A 20,086-nucleotide genomic window follows, 5' to 3' on the forward strand; every position below is an offset into this window, starting at 1 on the left:
CGCGCCCATCAGCAGGCAGCTGTTGGACAGGTGGTGGTCGCGGCCGCCCGTGGCGTTGATGGTGGGCGTGCGCGCGAACTCGCTGAAGACCAGGATGGTGGTGTGGTCCATGAAGTTGCCGCCGCTGCGGTGCGGGGTGCGGCGCAGATCATTCACCAAGAGGTTCAGCGCGTCGAATCCGCCCCGCTGGTTGCCTGCCTGGGTGACCTGCGTGCCGAAGTGGGTGTCCAGCCCTCCGGCCAGGTTGATGGACACGCACTGGCTGATGCCCTTCTTGAGGGCGGTGGCCACCATGGCGGCGCGGCCGTTGGCGCTGTTGTACGGGTAGCCCTGGTTGTTGAGCCCGTAGAAGTCGCGCACCTCCTGGTTGGCCGCCAGCTGGAAGCGGAACGTGTCCGACAGCTTGTTGGCCATGACCGCCTGCATCTGGTCGCGGCTGTTCTCGTACGTCGTGCCCACGCCCCGCGCGGTGAGCGCCTGCTCCTCGCAGGTGATGGGCATGCCGTTGAGGCCGAGCAGCTGCTTCTCGATTTCGCTGTCCAGCGTCCGGGCCGCGGAGGGCGGATCCAGCGTGAGCACCAGGTCCGCCAGGCCGCTGACGCGCAGCGCGTTGGCGTAGCCGCCGTAGCGGTCGTTGTACGACTCCACGCCCTGCGCGATGGAGGGGATGGGCACGGCGGGCTTCATCTGCCCGACGATCTCCGTCGCGGTGGAGGAGCCGCGCGCGGCGCTGCCGATGGGCATCTTCCCGGTGAGGAAGTAGCGGTAGCCCACCTCGTGGGTGAGCGTGCTCATGTTGATGCCGCGCACCACCGTCATCAGGTCGTAGTGGTCCGACAGCGCGCCCACCGCGGGCCCGAAGGTCATCGTGGGCTTGCCCGCGCCCGCGCGCTCCTTGGGGATGATGGGCGTCTGCTGGAAGCGCGCATCCGTGGAGAGCAGGTTGTAGCCCGGCATGATGCGCGTCTCGCTGACGCGGTCCGGGGTGAACACGTCCGGGTCGCGCGGGTCGAACGCGAGCAGCTGATCCCATCCGCCGGAGAAGTAGACGAACACGAAGCAGCGGTCGGGGGCGGCGAGCTCCGTCGCCTGGGCCACGGCGCGGAAGGGGATGCCTCCCAGGAGGAGGGAGCCCATGAAGCCGGCCCCCGCCTTGAGGAAGTTGCGACGTTCAGGGGTGCAGGTGTCGTCTTGGCGCGTCTTCTTCATCGCAGGCACCTTGAAGGTCAGTAGGTGATGAAGCGCGAGTCCGTCAGCATGGCGATGCACACGACCGCCAGCGCCTGGTCCCGCTTCTTGAGGGTTTCAGCGCGCGCGGCGGCCTTGCGGAAGAAGGCCGCGTAGCGCGCCAGTTCGTCACCCGACAGGGGCGCGCCCCAGAAGCGGGTGGAGAGGTAGACGAGCGTTTCGTTCACCTGCGCGTCCGTGAGCTTCGTCAAGTCGCTCATGGGCGTGGGCAGCGTGCGGCCCAGCGTGCGCAGCGACAGGTCCGGCTGCGCGATGTCCTTCTGCGCCTGGGCGATGCACACCTTGCGCGCGCCGTCGTCCAGGAAGCGGGCGAAGACGAGGTTGGGCTCGGTGTTCTCCGTGGTGATGAGCGCGTAGTCGGCGCGGCCCAGCGACTGGGCGCGGGCCTCCAGCTCATCCCACTCCATGCCCACCGCGATGCGGATGGACTCCTTCAGCTGCGCGACGGTGAGGCGCCGGGGGGCGCGCCCCACGCTGCCGCCCTGGGCCTCCGGGTCCGGCAGCGGGTCGATGGGGGTGCCGTTCCCATGCGGGTTGGGCACGGGGTCCAGCTGGGCATCCAGCGGGACGGGCTTGGCGGGGGCGTCCACGGAGCCGCTGGTGCAGCCCGCGGCGAGCGCGAGGAGCGCGGTCAACACGAGGCGGCGCATCAGTCGATCCTCCGGTAGGCGTCGGACATCACCACGTGCTCGATGAGGGACTTGAGGCTGTGGTTGTTCTTGGCGAAGGCCTGCGACAGCGTCTGCAGGTACAGCTTCTGCTCTTCCACCGTCATCGCGCGGCCGAGGAACTCGTTCCACACGCGCTTGACGGTGCAGCGCTCCAGGTCGCCCGTCTCCATCATCCGCTGCACCAGCGTCTGCGGGCCGCCTTCGATGTTCTTCTCCTCCTCCGCGGTCCGGTAGAGGTACGTCTTCAGGAGGCCCAGCGAATTGGCGCCGTCGCCGTCGAAGGCCTGCATCACGTACTGGCTGCACTCGCCGCCGCAGTTGGTGTCGCCGTTGAGCGCGCAGTCGCGGCACTTCAGGTCCAGGCGGGGGAACTGCTCCGCCGGCAGGAACAGCGCGGAGCGCTCCGCGTAGCGGCCCCAGTGGGCGCCCGTGGGCTCGATGGTGGCGTGGCAGTAGTTGCAGCCGCAGCGCTTGGCCAGGTTGTTCTCCCGGTTGCAGGAGTCATCCGGGGGCGGCAGCGTGGCGTCCGCGGCCGGCGCGAAGTGCTTGCACAGGAACGCTTCGTAGAACTGGTTCACGCGCGCGCGCTGGGTGGGGAAGCGGTAGAGGAACGCGGGCGTGGTGAGCACGCCGGAGTGGGTGCTGTCGCGCGTGTATTCCGACCAGGTGGTGGTGTCCGCGTACGCGACGGCGGGCAGCGTGGCCGGGTCCGCGGGCGACTTGACGTTGAACACCGCGACGCCCTGGCGCTGGCGGTAGAACTCCGACAGCGTGCCGTTCACGAAGGAGCGGCGCGAGGTGAGGATGTTGAAGTAGGGCTCGTCGTTGCGCACCACCGCGTCGGTGATGAGCAGCGGCTCCTCGTTGAAGGCCGTGACGCGCGCGGGGTGCACCTCATTGATTTCGCAGCGGCGCATCTTGTCGCCGCAGCCGCAGCTGCGGTCGCTGTTGAAGCGGCCCGTCTCGCAGGACTCGTTGGTGTACGGGTTGGTGGCGCGGCTCTGCGCCTCGATGGCGCACACCTTCACGGGCTCCGTGGTGGTGGACCAGTACGGCTGCACGCTGGTCGTCACGTAGCCTTCGCGCTGGAGGCAGCCGCGCTGCGGCACCCAGGTGCCCTTGATGTTGTTGCGCTGCGTCAGGTCGAACGTGCAGCGCTCCAGCCGCTCCAGGTTCGGCCGCGTCTCCGGAGCAGGGTGCACCCACGCGGTGATGACGCCCGTGTCCGGGAACGGCTTCAGCACGTTGGTGGAGGTCTTGTCCGGATCCGGCCGGCACAGGTACGGCACGGACTGGCCGGCGGAGCTGCTGTAGCGGTTGTCGCAGAAGTTCGCGTACTTGCCGTGCGCCGTGCTGGCCTTCAGCGCGTTGCAGTCGGCGTACTTCAGCTCCGGCACGGTGGAGGCCGGGTCCAGCGGGAGGCACTGGTAGTAGTTCGGGTCGTAGTCGTAGCTGACCGGCAGCGGCACGCCCTGCGGATCACGACAGGTGGTGGGCGCCAGCGCATGGGCGTCCTGCGGGTTCGCCTTGCAGTTGTCCTGTTCGATTTCACCGTCACAGCGCGGGCCCTGACCGCCGCGCAGGGCGTTGGCGTTGTTGCCGCCGAAGCTCAGCGGCGTGCCGGAGACCCGGTAGTCGCCGTTGCCCTGCACGCTCTGGCTGATGTTGGAGCGCAAGAGCGCGCGGTGGAACTCGCGCATCCGGGCGTAGAAGGGCTCCTGGCCCATCATCTTGCGGACGTCGTCCGCGGTGACGGAGCCCTTGGCCTGGAAGGTCTTGTACTCCTCCATGGTGGGAGGCCGACCCAGCAGGTCGAGGGAGAGCTGACGCAGGTGCCGCTCCAGAGGAACTTTCGCCACAGGCGCGCACATCGCTTCTTCAGCGGACGCGGGCAGGGCGAGCAGGAGGGCGGCGCTCGCCAAGGGGGCAAGGCAACGCACGCTGAACACGGTGAACCTCCGAGAGGGGGGGTCGGGGGCGACGCAAAGGCAAGGAGTATGAAGGAATTGCCGGTTTGCGGTCTAGTTGACCTTACCGATTCCATTCGCCCGACATGTACGACCCTGGAGCATCCACCCCGGCGAAGGAGTTGCACGGGGGCGGTAACGCAGGCCACAAGGGGTCATGTCCAACGCCGCACTCGGGCTGACTCCCCCCTCGTCGCCGTCGCGCGACCGGTCCTTCTTCATCGCCATTGGCGTGGTGTCCGCCGGGGCGCTGGCGCTGCTCGCGTGGTTGCTGCTCTTCCGGCGCGGGACGGAAGGGACGGGCGTGGACCTGCGCTTCATGCCGGCGGTGAACGCGGGGTTCAACGCGACGGCGGCGGTGCTGCTCTTGGGCGGGTGGATCGCCATCAAACGCGGCGCGCGGCGGGTGCACCAGAACCTGATGGTGAGCGCCTTCGCGGCGTCCGCGCTGTTCCTGGTGGGCTACCTCGCCTACCACTACATCCACGGGGACACGCGCTACGTGGGCGACTTCCGGGGGCTGTACCTGACGCTGCTGGCCAGCCACGTGCTGCTGTCCATGCCGGTGCTGCCCCTGGCGCTGGTCGCCTTCTACTTCTCCTGGCGGCAGCAGTTCACGCGGCACCGCAAGGTGACGCGGTGGCTGGCGCCCATCTGGCTCTACGTGTCGGTGACGGGCGTGGTGGTGTTCTTCGTGCTGCGCGGCGCCACCCCCGCGGTGCCCTGAAGCACGGGGACCGCCCCCGAATCACTGCTCCGGGTGGTCGGAGTCGCCGCGCTCGGAGCGGGACGTGCCGTGCACCTTCGGGCCCGACGCGTGGACCCTCCGGGGCAGGCGCACGGTGAAGGTGGAGCCCCGGCCCTCCACGCTCTCCACGGAGAGCGTGCCCCCGTGCAGCTCCACCAGGCGGCGCGCGCTGGCCAGGCCCACGCCGCTGCCGGACACGTCCTGGGACACGTTGCTGCCGCGGTGGAAGCGCTCGAAGACGAAGGGAAGGTCCGCGGCCGGGATGCCGATGCCCTGGTCCACCACGTCCAGCCGCACCTCCTGCCGCGAGTCCCCCTCCTCCAGCGACAGACGCACCGTGACGGTGGTGCCGGCGGCGCTGTACTTCACCGCGTTGCCCATCAGGTTCTCCAGCACGCGCTCCAGCGCGCGCACGTCCCAGTCGCCGGTGAAGTCGCGGCCCTCGGGCGCCTCCAGGACGAAGGGGTGGTGCGCCGCGTGGGTCTCCTGCTCGCGCACCTTGGCGCGCACCAGGTCGAGCAGGTCCAGGGGTTCGCGCTGGAGCGGCTGCTCCTGGCCGCGCGTCACCTCCAGGAAGTGGTCGATGAGTTCTCCCATGCGGTGCGCGGCGCGCACGAGGTGGCCCAGCCGCGTCTCCAGCGCGGGCGTCATCACGGCGGCGGGGATCTGCCGGCGCAGCACCTGGGCGTTGAGCGTCATGATCTGCAGCGGGCCCTTGAGGTCGTGCGTCGCCAGGGCGAAGAGTTCGTCGCGCACGGCGAGCGCGTCCCGGGCGGCGGCCTCGGCACGCTCGGCGCGCAGCCGCCGCGCCTCCAGTTCGCGCGTCATGCGCACCGTCTCCACCGCGGCGCGCAGGCTGCGGCGCAGGCGCTCCGGGCTGAAGGACTCCTTGACGAGGTAGTCCTGGGCGCCCGACTTCATCGCCTCCACCGCCACGCGCTCGTTGCCGCTGCCGGTGAGCACCACGACGGCGGGACGGGCGGGCAGCCCCAGCCCGGAGAGCTTCTGGAGCATGGCCACGCCGTTCATGCCGGGCAGGTGGTAGTCGAGCAGCATCGCGTCCGGCGTGTTCGTGGCCAGGTACGCCAGCGCGTCCTCGGCGGAGGACACCTGCTCCACCTCCCAGCGCATGTCCGGGTCGCGGGCCAGCGCGCGGCTGACCGTGAGCCGGTCCGCCGTGCCGTCATCGACGAGCAGCACGCGCAGGTTCATGCCCGCTGTCCCTCCGGCGCGGGCAGGCGCGGCAGGCGCGCGGCCTGGAACCAGAAGGCGTACAGCGCGTCCGCGGTGGCCTGCAGCTGCGGACCGATCTGCGGCTTGAAGAGGTAGCTGTTGGCCCCGTCGGCGTAGGCGCCGTCCACGTCCTCCACGTCCTGGGAGCTGGAGAAGATGATGACCGGGATGGGGCGCAGGCGAGGATCCGCCTTCAGCGTCGTCAGCACCTCGCGCCCGCCGATGCCGGGCAGGTGCAGGTCCAGCAGGATGAGGCAGGGCTTGCGCGCCTCCGTGTAGGCGCCCCGCTGGTAGAGATAGTCCAGCGCGCTCTCACCGTCGCTCACGCGCACCACCGGCACGGGCAGCGGCAGCCGGCGCGCGATGCGCTCCAGGGCCTGCGCGTCCGGGTCACTGTCCTCCACGAGCAGCAGCGGGGCACTCATCCGAGGGGCTCCTCACCGAGCGTGAAGTAGAAGGTCGACCCCTGTCCCGGCGCGGAGTCCAACCACAGGTTCCCGCCGTGCAACGTCACCAGCCTGCGTGAGATGGCGAGCCCCGCCCCCGTCCCCCCGCCGTAGGCCTGCGCGGGGTGCAGGCGGCGGAACAGTTCGAAGATGGCTTCATGGAATTGGGGAGCAATCCCGATGCCTGGGTCCTTCACGTAGAAAATGTAGGGCGCCACCACGCGCGCCGCCGCCTCCGGCCGCGCTTCTCCCGGCGCGAAGAAGCCCACCTCCACCCAGCGCGGCTCGCCCGTCTGGTACTTGGCCGCGTTGGTGATGAGGTTGGCCCATACCTGCCGGATGCGGACGGCGTCACACGCCACGGTGGGCAGGCGGCGGGGCAGGCGCACCTCCACCCGCCCCTCCTGGAGCCGCGCCCCCAGCGTGCGCAGCACGTCGTCCACGAGGGCCTGGAGGTCCGTCTCCTCCCACGACAGCTCCAGCTGGCCCAGGCGGCTGTACTCGAAGAGGTTGTCGAGCAGTTCGTAGGTGCGCTTCGCGAGCCACGCCAGGGAGTCCAGCTGCGCGCGGCCCACCTCGCCCAGCGACGGGCCGAAGTCCTCCTGGAGGAAGGAGCTGTACTGGAGGATGCCGCGCAGGGGCTCCTTGAGGTCGTGCGCCACGGTGCCGCCGAAGGCGTCCAGCTCCGCGTTGGAGCGGGCCAGCTCGCGCGACAGTCCGGCCAGCTCCTCCGCGTGCCGCAGCACCACGCCCACCAGCGCGCCCTTGAGCGCGCGCGCCGCCTCCAGGTCCTGCGCCGTCCACGGCAGCGACGCGCCCCGCACGTCCTCGCGCCACACCTGGAAGGACGCGCGCGGGTGCAGCCGCGAGTGTCCCGGCACCGGGTGCACGGGCTTGTGCGGATTGCCGGCCCACGACACGGTGCGCGCCACCTCCGGCCGGAACCACAGCGCGAAGTGCGGCACCGCGGGGTCCAGGCGCACGGCCAGGAGGCCCGCCGCCACGTCCGTGCGGGCGGCCATCGCGGGGAGCACCCCGCCCAGGCGGTCGGTGAACCAGAGGTCGTCCTGCAGCTCTTGTGCAGCCAGCCACGACACCAGGGCCTGCACGTCCTCCTCCGGTGGCGTGGCGCCCAGCAGCAGGGGCGCCTTGCCCAGCCCGGAGCTCGCGCCCAGCACCAGCGCCACGCCGCGCGCGCCCGTGAGCTCCATCAGCAGCGGGGAGTGGCCCTCCAGGAGCCGGGCGGGGTTGCGCTCGCCCAGGCCGGGCATCACCAGCATGTTGAGCAGCGAGGCGCGGCGCGCCTGGGCCGCGGCCTCCTTGCCGCGCTCCTCGGCGGCGAGCTGGAGCGACAACAGCCGCGCCAGCACCTCCGACGCCTGCCGCCGCGCGGCCGACACCCGCCGGGGCGTCAGGTGGTGGCAGGCCATGAGCCCCCAGAGCTGGCCCTCCCGCAGCAGCGACACGCTGAAGGACGCGGCCACGCCCATGTTGCGCAGGTACTCCAGGTGGACCTCGGACACGCTGCGCAGGGCCGCGCCGGACAGGTCCAGCGGCTGGCCGGTGTCCGCGCGCGTCGGGGGCACCAGGCCCACGACCTCCGCGTCCACGTCCGCGATGAGGCGCACGAGGTTGCGCGTGTAGAGGGCGCGCGCCTGCACCGGGATGTCGCTCGCCGGGAAGTGCAGCCCCATGAAGTGCTCCACGCCGTCGCGGACGCTCTCCGCCACCACCTCGCCGTGCCAGTCCGAGTGGAAGCGGTACACCATCACCCGGTCGAAGCCGATGAGCGCGCGCATCGCGTCCGCGGCCTCCTGGAGCAGCGCGGCCACGCCGCGCGCCCGTGCCAGCGGTGACACCAGCCGGTGCACCGCCATCAGCGCGTCCTCTTCGTCCTTCGCGTCCTCGTCCGACAGCGGCTCCAGCTCCAGCACCCGCAGGCCGTCGCTGTCATGCAGCAGCGCGGAGCACGGCTGACCGCCAGCCTCCACCATGACGGGGCCCAGGGCCATGCCGGCCTCCACGCGCGCGAGCGCGTCCGGGGACAGCACGCGGGAGAGGGGCTGCCCCAGGAGCGCTCCCGGCTCCATCCCCAGCAGCGTCGCCGCGTTGGCGCTCACCACGGCGATGGTGCCCCGGCCCGGCTCGAAGGCGACGAGCACGCCCCGGGGCTGGACGCCGCCCAGCAGGTGGATGGGCTCGCGGTCGCAGAGGCTCAGGTCGGCGTCAGAGACGGACAGGGACATCGGTGTTCTCTCGCGTCATCCACGCCGCGAAGGCGTCAAAGGTGTCACGGGCGCCCTGGATGACGGCCGCATCGAAGCTGTCGGAGGCGGCCTGTTCAGACGCCTGGGTGACGACATCGCCAAAGGCCCTCCACATGGGCCCGACCCGGTCTCCGTAGGCGCGGAAGAAGGCGAAGTCGCCCACGCGCGCGTCCGCGCCGAAGTGGCGCGTCAGGTGGCGCAGGATGAGCTGCCCGCCCAGCGTGGAACCCTCCAAGACATAGGCACAGCCCAGCGCTTCGGCGAGCCCCGAAAGGATGGGCAGCGCGCATGCGCGCGGCAGCCGTGCGAGCGAGGCCGTGTCATGCCCCAGGGCGCGCAGGTCCGCCTCCAGCAGCGGCGTCTTCCAGCGCGACTCGAGCGCCAGCGCGGGCCCCAGCGCCGACAGCGGCCCCGCGAGGCGCGCCTCCAGGGGCAGGTAGAGGCCGTAGAAGTCCTCCAGCTGACGCTGGTAGTCCTCGGGCGTCAGGTGCGCGTCCATCAGACGCACCACACCCTCCGTGCGCTCGTGATGCGAGCGCGTCTCCGTCTTCAGTCGCTGCAGCAGGGCCAAGGTCTCCTGAGGATGGGAAGCGGCGCGTCGTGGGGGAACAACCATTTGCCGTGAATGTTGTCCGTTCATCCGTTCACCGTCGGGTGCCCGCGGCCTTCAACGCGCTGTGGAGAACCTGACGGCCGGCCTGTCTCCCCGTCCCCACTCCACGCCGGCCGCCAACCCCCCGCGCCACCCTGCCTTTACGGGCTCCGACACGGCGCGTTAGCCTGCATGCTCAACAGCTTGCCTTCCTGCGTCATGCGGGAGAGGAGTCCCCCCGATGTCGTCCACCCTCCCCCGGCGCTACGGCCTGTACGAGCCGGAGACCGAGCACGACGCCTGCGGTGTGGGGTTCGTGGCCCACCTGAGGGGTCAGCGGTCGCGCGGCATCGTGGAGGACGCGCTGGAGCTGCTCAACCGGCTGAGCCACCGCGCCGCCGCGGGGCGCGATCCGGAGACGGGGGACGGCGCCGGCATCCTGGTGCAGCTGCCCCACCGCTTCTTCAACCACGAGGCGCCGAAGCTGGGCTTCGAGCTGCCGCCCCGTCGTCAGTACGGCGTGGCGCAGGTGTTCCTGCCGGCGGAGCCGGAGGCACGCGCGGCGTGCGAGGCGCTGTTCGAGGACGTGGTGGAGGAGGAGGGCCAGCGGCTGCTCGGCTGGCGTGACGTGCCGGTGGCGCCGGAGGAGCTGGGGCCCCTGGCGCGGCAGGTGGCGCCGGTCATCCGGCAGCTCTTCATCGCGCGCAGGCGGGTGGTGCCCAGCGCCTTCGAGCGCAAGCTGTACCGCATCCGCAAGCTGGTGGAGAACCGCGTGCAGGCGCGCGGCGTGGATCCGCAGGGGCGCTTCCACGTGGCCAGCTGTTCGTCGGAGACGCTCATCTACAAGGGGCTGCTGCTGCCCCGGCAGCTGCCGCGCTTCTTCGCGGACCTGCGGCACCCGGAGTTCGTCAGCGCGCTGGCGCTGGTGCACTCGCGCTTCTCCACCAACACGTTCCCCACGTGGGAGCTGGCGCAGCCGTTCCGCTTCATCGCGCACAACGGTGAAATCAATACACTGCGTGGCAACCGCAACTGGATGACGGCGCGGCGCGGGCTGCTCCAGACGGCGAAGCTGGGCGGCAGCCTGGAGCCCCTGTGGCCCATCATCGTCCCGGGCAAGAGCGACTCCGCGCAGTTCGACAACATGGTGGAGCTGCTCTACCTGGGCGGCCGCACCCTGCCCCACGCGATGATGATGATGATCCCCGAGGCGTGGGAGGGCCACAAGGAGATGGCCGACGAGCGCCGCGCCTTCTACGAGTACTCCGCGTCGCTCTTGGAGCCGTGGGACGGGCCCGCGGCCATCGCCTTCACGGACGGGCAGCTCATTGGCGCGACGCTGGACAGGAACGGCCTGCGGCCCGCGCGCTACCTGGTGACGGAGGACGACCGCATCATCCTCGCGTCGGAGACGGGCGTCATCGACGTGCCCCCCTCGCAGGTGCGCCGCAAGGGGCGGCTGACGCCGGGCCGCATGCTGCTGGTGGACACCACCGAGGGGCGCATCATCGAGGACGAGGAGGTGAAGCGAGAGCTCACCACGCGCTGGCCCTACCGCCGCTGGCTGCAGCGCAACGTCTTCACCTTCGAGGACCTGCCCGCCGTCCCCGCGCCCCCGCGCGTGAAGGGTGAGACGCTGTGGCGGCTGCAGCGCGCGTTCGGCTACACGGACGAGGACGTGCGCACGACGCTGGTGCCCATGGCGGAGGGTGGCAAGGAGCCCACGGGCTCCATGGGCACCGACACGCCGCTCGCGGTGCTGAGCGACCAGGCCCCCACCCTCTTCAACTACTTCCACCAGCTCTTCGCGCAGGTGACGAACCCGCCCATCGACCCGCTGCGCGAGGCGCTGGTGATGACGCTGGCCACCGCGCTGGGCCCGGAGGGCAACACCTTCGAGGAGACGCCCGAGCAGTGCCACCGGCTGTCGCTGCCGGGGCCCATCCTCACCAACGGGCAGCTGGCGCGCCTTGCGAACCTGCGGGGTGACACGGGCCTGTTCGAGCCGCGCCCCTTGAGCCTGCTGTACCCGCACGCGGGCGGCTCGGCCACGGCGCTGGAGGTCGCGGTGGAGCGGCTGTGCATGGCGGCGGTGGACGCGGTGGACGCGGGCGCGAGCATCCTCGTGCTGAGCGACCGCGGCGTGGACGCGGCGCACGCGGCCATCCCCGCGCTCCTGGCCGTGTCCGCGGTGCACCAGCGGCTGGTGCGCGACGGCACGCGCATGTACACGGGCATCGTCCTGGAGACGGCGGAGGCGCGCGAGGTGCACCACTTCGCGTGCCTGTTCGCCTACGGCGTGTCCGCGGTGAACCCGTACCTGGCGCTGGACACGCTGCGCGCGCTCGCGGACTCCGGCGAGCTGAAGGCGGACGCGGACAAGGCCCAGGCGCAGTACGTCCACGCGCTGGAGGAGGGGCTGCTCAAGGTGATGTCCAAGATGGGCATCTCCACGCTCCAGTCGTACCGGGGCTCGCAGCTCTTCGAGGCGGTGGGCCTGCAGCGCTCCCTCATCGAGAAGCACTTCACCGGCACGCCGTCGCGCGTGGAGGGCGTGGGCCTGCCGGAGCTGGGGCGCGAGGTGGCGGAGCGGCACGCGCGCGGCTTCGGTCCGGCGGCGGAACTGGAGGAGGGGCTGTTGCCGGTGGGCGGGCAGTTCCGCTGGCGCCGGCAGGGCGAGCGGCACAAGTGGAACCCCGCCACGGTGGCGAAGCTCCAGGCGGCGGTGCGCGCGGACGACGCGGCGCTGTTCCAGGAGTACTCGAAGCTGGCGGACGACGAGACGCGCGAGCACAGCAACCTGCGCGGCCTGCTGGACGTGGTGACGGAGGGCTGCACGCCGGTGCCGCTGGAGGAGGTGGAGCCCGCGCTGTCCCTGGCGCGCAGGTTCGTCACCGGGGCCATGTCCTTCGGCTCCATCAGCGCGGAGGCGCACGAGACGTTGGCCATCGCGATGAACCGGCTGGGCGGCAAGTCCAACAGCGGCGAGGGCGGCGAGGAGGCGCGCCGGTACGCGAAGGAGCCGAACGGGGATTCGCGCCGCAGCGCCATCAAGCAGGTGGCGAGCGCGCGCTTCGGCGTCACCGCCGAGTACCTGGTCAACGCGGACGAGCTTCAAATCAAGATGGCCCAGGGCGCCAAGCCCGGCGAGGGCGGCCAGCTTCCGGGGCACAAGGTGGACGAGCGGATTGCCCGTGTGCGCTGGTCCACGCCGGGCGTGACGCTCATCTCCCCGCCGCCACACCACGACATCTACTCCATCGAGGACCTGGCGCAGCTCATCTACGACCTGCAGTCCGTCAACGCGAAGGCGCGCGTGAGCGTGAAGCTGGTGAGCGAGGTGGGCGTGGGCACCATCGCCGCAGGCGTCGCCAAGGCGGGCGCGGGCTGCGTGGTCATCGCCGGCTACGAGGGCGGCACGGGCGCCTCTCCCCTCTCCAGCCTCCAGCACGCGGGCCTGCCGTGGGAGCTGGGGCTGGCGGAGACACAGCAGGTGCTGGTGCACAACGGCCTGCGCTCGCGGATCCGCGTGCAGGTGGACGGCGGCCTGCGCACCGCGCGCGACGTGCTGGTGGCGGCGCTGCTGGGCGCGGAGGAGTTCGGCCTGGCCACCGCGAGCCTCGTCTCCGTCGGCTGCATCATGCTGCGCAAGTGCCACCTCAACACCTGCTCCGCGGGCATCGCCACGCAGGACCCGGCGCTGCGCGAGCGCTACCAGGGCACGCCGGAGAACGTGGTGAGCTTCTTCATGCTGCTCGCCGAGGACCTGCGCCGGCAGATGGCGCAGCTGGGCGTCCGGCGGCTGGAGGAGCTGGTGGGCCGCGTGGACCTGCTGCGTCAGCGCGCGGCGGTGGACCACTGGAAGGCGCGCAAGGTGGACCTGTCCGCGCTGCTCACCGCGCCGGCCGCGCCGGCCTCCGAGCCCCGGCACTGCGACGTGCCGCACCAGAAGGACGTGTCGGACCACCTGGACCACGGGCTCTTGGAGAAGGCGCAGTCGGTGCTCGCGGGCGGCCCTCCCCTGCTGCTCAGCCTGCCGGTGAGCAACACGCACCGCGCGGTGGGCGCGATGCTGTCGGGGGAGATTGCCCGCCGCCACGGCGCGCAGGGGCTGCCGGACGGGAAGCTGCGGGTGAAGCTGAAGGGCTCCGCGGGCCAGAGCTTCGGCGCGTTCCTGGCGGCGGGGGTGACGCTGGAGCTGGAGGGCGACACCAACGACTACCTGGGCAAGGGGCTGTCCGGCGGCCGCGTCATCGTCTACCCGCCCGAGGGCAGCCGCTTCACCCCCGAGGAGAACGTGCTCGTGGGCAACACGGTGCTCTACGGCGCGACGGCCGGCGAGGTGTACCTGCGGGGGCTCGCGGGCGAGCGCTTCGCGGTGCGCAACAGCGGCGCGCAGGCGGTGGTGGAGGGCGTGGGCGACCACGGCTGCGAGTACATGACGGGCGGCGTGGTGGTGGTGCTGGGCCAGACGGGCCGCAACTTCGCGGCCGGCATGAGCGGCGGCACGGCGTACGTGCTGGACCGCGAGCGCAGCTTCCGCGAGCGCTGCAACCTGGAGATGGTGGAGCTGGAGTCGCTGGTGGACGAGTCCGAAATCTGGCTCGTGCACGGGATGATTGAGCGCCACCTGCACCACACCGGCAGCGCGCTGGCGCGGCGGGTGCTCGACAACTGGGAGCTGATGGTGCCGCAGTTCATGAAGGTGATGCCCACCGACTACAAGCGCGTGCTCCAGGCGCGGCGCGCGGCACGGCGTCCACCACCTGCCACGGGCGTACAACAGCAACTCCATGTCGTTGGCGGGGGCGTCTAGTCATGGGCAAGCCCACGGGTTTCGTCGAGTGGCCGCGCGTCCCCGCCCCCAAGCGGGACAAGGCGGAGCGCCTGGAGGACTGGCGCGAACTGGTGCTGCCGCTGGGGCCGGAGGAGGCGAAGCGGCAGGCGGGGCGCTGCATGGACTGCGGCATCCCGTTCTGCCACCAGGGCTGTCCCCTGGGGAACCTCATCCCGGACTTCAACGACGCGGTGTACCGGGGCCAGTGGAAGGAGGCGTACCAGGTGCTCAGCCGCACCAACACCTTCCCGGAGTTCACCGGGCGCCTGTGCCCCGCGCCGTGCGAGGCCGCGTGCGTGCTGGCCATCGACCGGGACGCGGTGACCATCGAGCAGATGGAGAAGGAGATTTCGGAGCGCGCCTTCGCGGAGGGCTGGGTGAAGCCCCGGCCTCCGGCGCGGCGCACGGGCAAGCGCGTGGCGGTGGTGGGCTCCGGGCCCGCGGGGCTCGCGGCGGCGGCACAGCTCAACGCCGCGGGGCACACCGTCACCGTGTACGAGAAGGACGCGCGAGCCGGCGGGCTGCTGAGATACGGCATCCCGGACTTCAAGCTGGAGAAGGCGGTGCTGGACCGGCGCATCGCCCTGATGGAGGCGGAGGGCATCGTCTTCCGCGTCGGAGAGGACGTGGGCGCGACGAAGGGCTTCCGCGCGCTGCGCGAGCAGTACGACGGGCTGATGCTGGCGATGGGCGCGCGGCGGGCCCGGGAGCTGGACGTGCCGGGGCGCGAGCTTTCGGGCGTGGTGCAGGCGATGGACTACCTGGAGCACCAGAACCGCGTGGTGACGGCGGGCGCGACGCCGGACGCGCGGCTGGAGGCGACGGGCAAGCGCGTCATCATCCTGGGCGGCGGCGACACGGGCTCGGACTGTCTGGGCACGGCGCTGCGCCAGGACGCGGCGAGCGTGACGCAGGTGGAGCTGATGCCCGCGCCGCCGTCGGTGCGCGCGCAGGGCAACCCGTGGCCGCGCTGGCCGCTGGTGTTCCGCACGTCCTCCAGCCAGGAGGAAGGCGGCGAGCGGGCCTTCGCCCTCCTCACGAAGCGGCTGGAGGGTGAGGACGGGCAGTTGAAGCGCCTGCACGCGGTGCACGTGGAGGTGCAGCGCGAGCCGGGCGGCGCGCCGAAGCTGGTGGAGGTGCCGGGCTCCGAGCAGGTGTTCGACGTGGACCTGCTGGTGCTGGCCATGGGCTTCACCGGGCCGGAGACGGGGAAGCTGGAAGAGGAGCTGGGCGTGGCGCTGTCGCCGCGCGGCACGGTGAAGGTGGACGCGAAGTTCGCCACGTCGGTGCCGGGCGTGTACTGCGCGGGCGACGCGAGCCGGGGCGCGAGCCTCATCGTCTGGGCGCTCGCGGACGGGCGCGAGGCGGCGCGCGCGATGGACCTCTGGCTGTCCGGCACGTCCTCCGTGCTGCCGACGCGCGGACAGGACTGCGCGTTCTGAAAGAACGGGGGCCAGGGGCTCTCCGGAGCCCCCTGGCTTCACACGGGACCCATACCCTGAGTAACATCCCGGGCTGAACCTCCCGGCTTCTTGGGGACGCCGGGTGAGCTTCAACCAGGATCGAATCATGACCCGTCGCATTGGGGGCGCCGGCACAGGCCCATCGCCGCTCTCGCGGTCCGCACGCACGCCTCCGCCTCCGCCGAAGGGGGCCCCGGCGAACACGGCGGCGGCCGCGTCCACGAAGCTCCGCGAGGCCCGCTACGAGAGCCGCTTCGAGGACACGGACGCCGCCCGGCCCAAGCCGCAGGCGGGAGCCGGCAAGGCCAGCGCCAAGGCAGGTGCCAAGGCCGGCGCCGCGGCCCCCAAGGAGGATCCGAAGCTCCCCGCGGACGTGCGCAAGACGCTGGACCAGCAGCTCGCGCTCCATCCGAAGGACAGCGCGGCCTGCAAGACGCTCAACGCGCTCGCCGCCTCGCCCGGCTTCCAGGGGATGAAGGAGGCGGATCAGCAGAAGCTGCTGAAGTACGTGGGCGGCACCAACGTGGACCTGTCCGGGCCCGCGCGCTCGGCGCTGTCCAAGAAGCTGGGCTCCGACACCTTCAAGAAGGCGGACGCGGGCAAGCAGACCGCGCAGCTCCAGAAGTTCCTCACGGATCAGCCCGCCACGCCGAAGGTGGTGGCGCCCCAGAAGGACGCCTTCAAGGACACGCGGCTGCCGTACAAGCTGCACGGGCCCTCGAACGTGAAGGACATCGCATTCGAGAGCGGCAAGGCCGACGCCGTGAAGTACGAGGTGGAGGTGGACGGCAAGAAGTACCCCGTCTACCTGCCCAAGAAGGCGGACAAGGCCACCACCCACAGCATCGACGAGGTGGCCAAGGGGCTCGCCGCGCTGCCCAAGTCCAGCCGCGCGCTGGTCAAGGAGGTGCTGGTCGAGGGCAAGCCGAACCCCGCCGACGCTCACTGGGCCAAGGAGTACAACGACCCCAACTTCTCCTCATACATGACGGCCGGCGCCGACGGCGTCATCAACATCTACCCGAGCAAGCCGAAGCAGTCCCAGGACTACCTCGACGGCACGATGATCCACGAGACGGGCCACACGCTCTCCATCAAGCAGTGGGGCGCCGACGACAGCGACAAGCGCTGGGATGGTTGGAAGGCGGCCATCAAGAGCGACGGCATCGTGCCTTCGAAGTACGCGAAGGCGGCCCCGAGCGAGGACTTCGGCGAGGCGCTCCAGCTCTACCAGCAGGTGAAGGGCACGCCGAAGGAGGCGGAGGTCCGGGCGATGATGCCCGAGCGCTTCAAGATCATCGACGCCCTGCTCGCCGAGAAGCCGAAGCCATGAGGCACACGTCAATGAGAGGAGCTTCAGGTCATGAGTGAGCCCAAGCATCCGGGGACCATCCAGTTCATCGACGGCGCGACGAAGGAAGTCACCAAGACCGTCGACGCGAAGGAAGTCCCCGCCTCCATCCGCTTCGCGAAGGACGAAGCGGGCGAACTGGTGCCCGTCGTGAAGGTGGTCGCCTTCCAGGAAGGGGACCGCAGAACGCTGCGCGAGTACGGGCCGGAGGGCCAGTTCCTCCGCTCCACGGTGCAGCTGCGGAACGCCCCCCGGTGAGCCCCGGCGAGGTCCGCGCGTCCCGGAGCCTCTTCGCGGCGCTGGTGGTCGCCAGCGCCCTCGCCTGCACGCGCCCCGTGGCGCCGGCTCCGCCGTCCGTGGAGCCGGCACCACCCGCGCCCCCCGCGAAGCCCCTGGTCGCGCCGGGCATCTACAACGGCCGGCCGCCACAGCACGTGGGCCTGCTTCAGTTGAAGGTGCGGGAAGACGGGACCGCGACGCTGCTCCACGTCGTGTCCGCCCACCTGCCCCCCGTGGAGCTGGAGCGCCGGGAGGTGCGACTGGAGCGGGGACCGGAGGGCCGCATCTGCCTGAGCCCGGAGCCCGAAGCGCTGGAGCCCTGTCTGACGCTCGACGCGGACGGGGGCTTGAACGTCAGGACCCGCGAGGAGGACGCGGAAGGCATCCCCGTCCTCCTGAAGCGTGAGCCCTCGCGGTAGGGCCCGTCAGTGGACGAAGACCTCTGGCGGCCGGAGCAGGCCCAGCGGCGTGTCCCGGAGGTCCGCCTTGAACCCGGGACGCAGCTCCAGGATCTGCTCCACCATCGCGACGTCACGGATGGGCCCCACCTTGAACGGCGGCTTGCGTGCGCCGGGGACCACCTCGTAGGGCACCGCCCCGGCGAGCGCCTCCATCCGGCCCAGGAATCCCGGCTCCAATGCGAGGAAGCGTCCACAGGTGGAGCAGGCGGCCAGGTCGTACAGCAGCTGGTGACGGCGCAGCAGGTCCGCGAACGGCCACGACGTCACCGAGGCGCCGAACTGCGCGTCCGGGACGAGGAACATGAAGCCCGCGCCACCGCCCGTCATGAACTTCGACAGCCTCGCCGGGATGCCCGTGGTGGGGCTGACGTGCGTGAAGGCGTTGTTGTTGTCGCCACCAGAGAAGTCGGTGGTGCCCGTGTCCTTGAAGTGGCAGCCGTTGCAGGTGTTGCCGGAGAACTCCTTGCGCGCGCAGACCTCGCTGGCATCGGTGGACAGCGCGTTGAGGGCGGCCCAGTGGGTGGGCGGGGCCACCTGCGCATTGCCACCCTGGAAGGACCTGCCATTGAACAGGGGCGGCAGGGTGTAGTTCGCGGCGCACCGGGTGGGGACCTGCACCGGCTGCCGGACCCCGTTCTTGACGGTCGTCCGCACGAAAGCGCCGACGTCGGGATCCGTCTGGGAGTCGTGGGTCGCGTCATCCGGCGTCAGCGCCACCGTATGCACCCGGAGCAGCCCGTTGGAGGGTCGGTCGGTGCCGTGGCCAGGGTCCTCGTCCGTCAGCCGGAACTCCCGCAGCTCCCACGGCTTCGCCTCACCCAGCCCCAGGGCAATCTCATTGGTGCGCAGCTGGTTGAGCGCGCTCTGGTTGCCCCCGCCGGGGGCCTTGCCATGCAGGACGACGCTCTGGGTCATCTCCGCGAGCTGCGCGCGGTAGGACTCGTCGAAGGTGGCATGGGTGCCAAGCCGCGCCCACTGCCGCGCCCACCCCTTGACCTTCTGGCAACCCGCGCGCGGCACCCCGTACTCGAAGATGACGGTGAAGGGCCTGGGGTTGCAGGTCTCCTCCGTCCCGCCCTTGCCCCAGGGCGAGGGTCGGGTGAGGCCGAACACGAAGCGCAGCTCGCCCGCGGAGGTCACGCGGCCGTAGCCTCCGGCCGTGTTGCGGGCCAGGTCGATGCGATTGACGATGGCCACCAGGCGGAAGGGGGCGATGTCCAGGTTCAGCGGATCCCCGAGCAGGACCTCCCAGCGGCCCGTGACGGGGTTGAGCTGGAGGCCGGACAGCACGCCGCTGGCTGCGGCCCAGGGGGCAATCACCTCGTCGTAGACCTTCCGGCGCGCCGGCACGTTGTCGCCGTTGACCTGATAGTCATTGAGCCAGAGTGACAGCCAGTTCGTCACGAAGTCCTCGGGGCTCGCGCCGGAGCCCTGGGCCATCTGCCGCATGAGGTGCGCGAAGGTCCACACGCCGCCCTGCGTGCCCGCGCCGGTACAGGGGTCCCACGTGCGCGCGGCATCCAACACGACGGCCGGGTCCCGGATGAGCAGCGTCTTCCCCCAGAGTTCCTCGGTGGAGGCGGGCAGCACCGGGCAGGAGGTGATGGGGATGAGGGCACCGTCCCGGAAGGCCCTGGCATCCACCGCGAGCCCCTCGAAGCGCGCGGCCGGGTGGCGACCGTTGAACAGGATGGTTTCCCGGGTGAGCGCTCCGAACCCGCCCTGGGGCGTCCGCGGATCGCTCGACCAACGGCGCTCCAGCTCTGACTCCGGGAGCTGGGAGAAGAGGGTGAAGAACCCGGGCCCGGGGCTCTGGGGAATCGCACCCAGTTGGACCAGGGCGTCGGAGCGGAACAGGACCACGGGATCCTCCGGGTCGCCCACGACGCGCACGAGACTCTCCGCGAGTTCCCGGTTGGCCGGGGGCGGCAGCTTCACGTGCACGGCCGTCGTCTCCCCCATGGAAGTGGGCTGCTCCAGCTTCTGGATGAAGAGGCCGGTGACCGACAGCGCATCCACGAAGGGCAGCTCGCCCAGGCTGGCGGTGGAGCCTTGCGCTTCGACCTGCACGCGCTCCTGGGCGGTTCGCACCGCCGGCACCTCCGCGGGGGGGGCTGACTCCTTCGAGCAACCGCTGACCGCCAGCATGGCAACCCACAGCCACCCCGACGTGTTCCTCCACGACTTCAATCCCTTGCGTTCCTGCCGCATGCGCGCCCCACCCGTGAAGCCATCCTCCCCCCCGGAAGAATGGCCTTCACTCTACGCACCGGGGTCCGGGTCATGAGCAGACACGGAGGTGCCGGCCCCCGTCCGACGCAAGACAGGGAATGCCGCTTCGGGTAGCCATTGCCCGCCGCCCATCCCATTCCCGACAGGGCGCAGCCTCCGGAGACCACGCCCTCCGGTCCGGATGCACGACGGGGCCCACCCGCGTGAAGCGAGGGGCCCCGTGTCCTCCAGCTTCGCCAGGGAAGGCCGCTACGCGGGCACCGGCACCGACGGGGCCTGCTCGGCGGGGGC

General features: G+C 71.1%; 14 protein-coding genes. 6 read left to right on the forward strand and 8 right to left on the reverse strand.

The window, feature by feature from the left end:
* The 3 genes from D7X12_RS24505 to D7X12_RS24515 form a co-directional block, all read right to left on the reverse strand.
* Positions 1 to 1,209, reverse strand: a 1,209-nt coding sequence (locus D7X12_RS24505; RefSeq protein ID WP_120627699.1) for a DUF1501 domain-containing protein, incomplete at its 3' end; no start/stop codon positions are given.
* A gap of 17 nt (positions 1,210 to 1,226) precedes the next feature.
* A complete protein-coding gene (locus tag D7X12_RS24510) occupies positions 1,227 to 1,898 on the reverse strand; it encodes a hypothetical protein (protein ID WP_120627700.1) in 672 nt (223 codons plus the stop codon).
* Positions 1,898 to 3,868 carry a DUF1585 domain-containing protein gene (locus D7X12_RS24515; RefSeq protein ID WP_120627701.1) on the reverse strand — a complete coding sequence of 657 codons (1,971 nt, stop codon included), beginning with the start codon at positions 3,866 to 3,868 and terminating at the stop codon, positions 1,898 to 1,900. Before D7X12_RS24515 ends, D7X12_RS24510 begins: the two co-directional genes overlap by 1 nt.
* Positions 3,869 to 4,043: 175 nt before the next feature.
* Between D7X12_RS24515 and D7X12_RS24520 the strand changes: the two genes are divergently transcribed.
* Positions 4,044 to 4,613: a DUF420 domain-containing protein gene (locus D7X12_RS24520; RefSeq protein WP_120627702.1), complete on the forward strand. Its 570-nt coding sequence runs from the start codon at positions 4,044 to 4,046 to the stop codon at positions 4,611 to 4,613.
* A gap of 21 nt (positions 4,614 to 4,634) precedes the next feature.
* Here D7X12_RS24520 and D7X12_RS24525 read toward each other — a convergent pair whose 3' ends face one another.
* From D7X12_RS24525 to D7X12_RS24540, 4 genes are read right to left on the reverse strand one after another with little or no spacing between them, the layout of a single operon-like run.
* Positions 4,635 to 5,846, reverse strand: coding sequence for a hybrid sensor histidine kinase/response regulator (locus tag D7X12_RS24525; RefSeq protein ID WP_120627703.1), 1,212 nt, complete (start codon positions 5,844 to 5,846; stop codon positions 4,635 to 4,637).
* The gene (locus tag D7X12_RS24530) at positions 5,843 to 6,292 is read right to left on the reverse strand and encodes a response regulator (RefSeq protein ID WP_120627704.1); all 450 of its coding nucleotides are present in this window, start codon (positions 6,290 to 6,292) and stop codon (positions 5,843 to 5,845) included. Before D7X12_RS24530 ends, D7X12_RS24525 begins: the two co-directional genes overlap by 4 nt.
* A complete protein-coding gene (locus D7X12_RS24535; protein ID WP_120627705.1) occupies positions 6,289 to 8,559 on the reverse strand; it encodes an ATP-binding protein in 2,271 nt (756 codons plus the stop codon). The genes D7X12_RS24530 and D7X12_RS24535 overlap by 4 nt, the downstream gene beginning before the upstream one ends.
* The gene (locus tag D7X12_RS24540; protein ID WP_244224752.1) at positions 8,540 to 9,151 is read right to left on the reverse strand and encodes a biliverdin-producing heme oxygenase; all 612 of its coding nucleotides are present in this window, start codon (positions 9,149 to 9,151) and stop codon (positions 8,540 to 8,542) included. Before D7X12_RS24540 ends, D7X12_RS24535 begins: the two co-directional genes overlap by 20 nt.
* A 262-nt stretch (positions 9,152 to 9,413) precedes the next feature.
* Between D7X12_RS24540 and gltB the strand changes: the two genes are divergently transcribed.
* The 5 genes from gltB (at position 9,414) to D7X12_RS24565 (ending at position 17,521) form a co-directional block, all read left to right on the forward strand.
* Entirely contained in the window at positions 9,414 to 13,988 is a 4,575-nt protein-coding gene (gene gltB / locus D7X12_RS24545) for a glutamate synthase large subunit (RefSeq protein WP_120627706.1), read from the forward strand.
* A gap of 2 nt (positions 13,989 to 13,990) precedes the next feature.
* Positions 13,991 to 15,451, forward strand: a complete 1,461-nt coding sequence (locus D7X12_RS24550; protein WP_120627707.1) for a glutamate synthase subunit beta — start codon at positions 13,991 to 13,993, stop codon at positions 15,449 to 15,451.
* Positions 15,452 to 15,578: 127 nt separating this feature from the next.
* The gene (locus tag D7X12_RS24555; RefSeq protein ID WP_147443791.1) at positions 15,579 to 16,805 is read left to right on the forward strand and encodes a hypothetical protein; all 1,227 of its coding nucleotides are present in this window, start codon (positions 15,579 to 15,581) and stop codon (positions 16,803 to 16,805) included.
* Between the two features lie 30 nt (positions 16,806 to 16,835).
* Positions 16,836 to 17,081: a hypothetical protein gene (locus D7X12_RS24560; RefSeq protein ID WP_120627709.1), complete on the forward strand. Its 246-nt coding sequence runs from the start codon at positions 16,836 to 16,838 to the stop codon at positions 17,079 to 17,081.
* Positions 17,078 to 17,521 carry a hypothetical protein gene (locus tag D7X12_RS24565; RefSeq protein ID WP_120627710.1) on the forward strand — a complete coding sequence of 148 codons (444 nt, stop codon included), beginning with the start codon at positions 17,078 to 17,080 and terminating at the stop codon, positions 17,519 to 17,521. The genes D7X12_RS24560 and D7X12_RS24565 overlap by 4 nt, the downstream gene beginning before the upstream one ends.
* A gap of 6 nt (positions 17,522 to 17,527) precedes the next feature.
* Here the strand turns inward: D7X12_RS24565 and D7X12_RS24570 are convergent, their stop codons facing one another.
* A complete protein-coding gene (locus D7X12_RS24570) occupies positions 17,528 to 19,654 on the reverse strand; it encodes a hypothetical protein (protein ID WP_244224753.1) in 2,127 nt (708 codons plus the stop codon).
* Between the last annotated feature and the right edge of the window lie 432 nt (positions 19,655 to 20,086).

The organism is Corallococcus sicarius, assembly GCF_003611735.1.
Classification (GTDB): domain Bacteria; phylum Myxococcota; class Myxococcia; order Myxococcales; family Myxococcaceae; genus Corallococcus; species Corallococcus sicarius.

What these genes read in the sequence shown, in the direction of transcription:
- D7X12_RS24510 (WP_120627700.1), bottom strand. Translation starts at nt 1,898, where the DNA reads ATGCGCCGCCTCGTGTTGACCGCGCTCCTCGCGCTCGCCGCGGGCTGC.
- D7X12_RS24520 (WP_120627702.1), top strand. Translation starts at nt 4,044, where the DNA reads ATGTCCAACGCCGCACTCGGGCTGACTCCCCCCTCGTCGCCGTCGCGC.
- D7X12_RS24525 (WP_120627703.1), bottom strand. Translation starts at nt 5,846, where the DNA reads ATGAACCTGCGCGTGCTGCTCGTCGATGACGGCACGGCGGACCGGCTC.
- D7X12_RS24530 (WP_120627704.1), bottom strand. Translation starts at nt 6,292, where the DNA reads ATGAGTGCCCCGCTGCTGCTCGTGGAGGACAGTGACCCGGACGCGCAG.
- D7X12_RS24535 (WP_120627705.1), bottom strand. Translation starts at nt 8,559, where the DNA reads ATGTCCCTGTCCGTCTCTGACGCCGACCTGAGCCTCTGCGACCGCGAG.
- gltB (WP_120627706.1), top strand. Translation starts at nt 9,414, where the DNA reads ATGTCGTCCACCCTCCCCCGGCGCTACGGCCTGTACGAGCCGGAGACC.
- D7X12_RS24550 (WP_120627707.1), top strand. Translation starts at nt 13,991, where the DNA reads ATGGGCAAGCCCACGGGTTTCGTCGAGTGGCCGCGCGTCCCCGCCCCC.
- D7X12_RS24555 (WP_147443791.1), top strand. Translation starts at nt 15,579, where the DNA reads ATGACCCGTCGCATTGGGGGCGCCGGCACAGGCCCATCGCCGCTCTCG.
- D7X12_RS24560 (WP_120627709.1), top strand. Translation starts at nt 16,836, where the DNA reads ATGAGTGAGCCCAAGCATCCGGGGACCATCCAGTTCATCGACGGCGCG.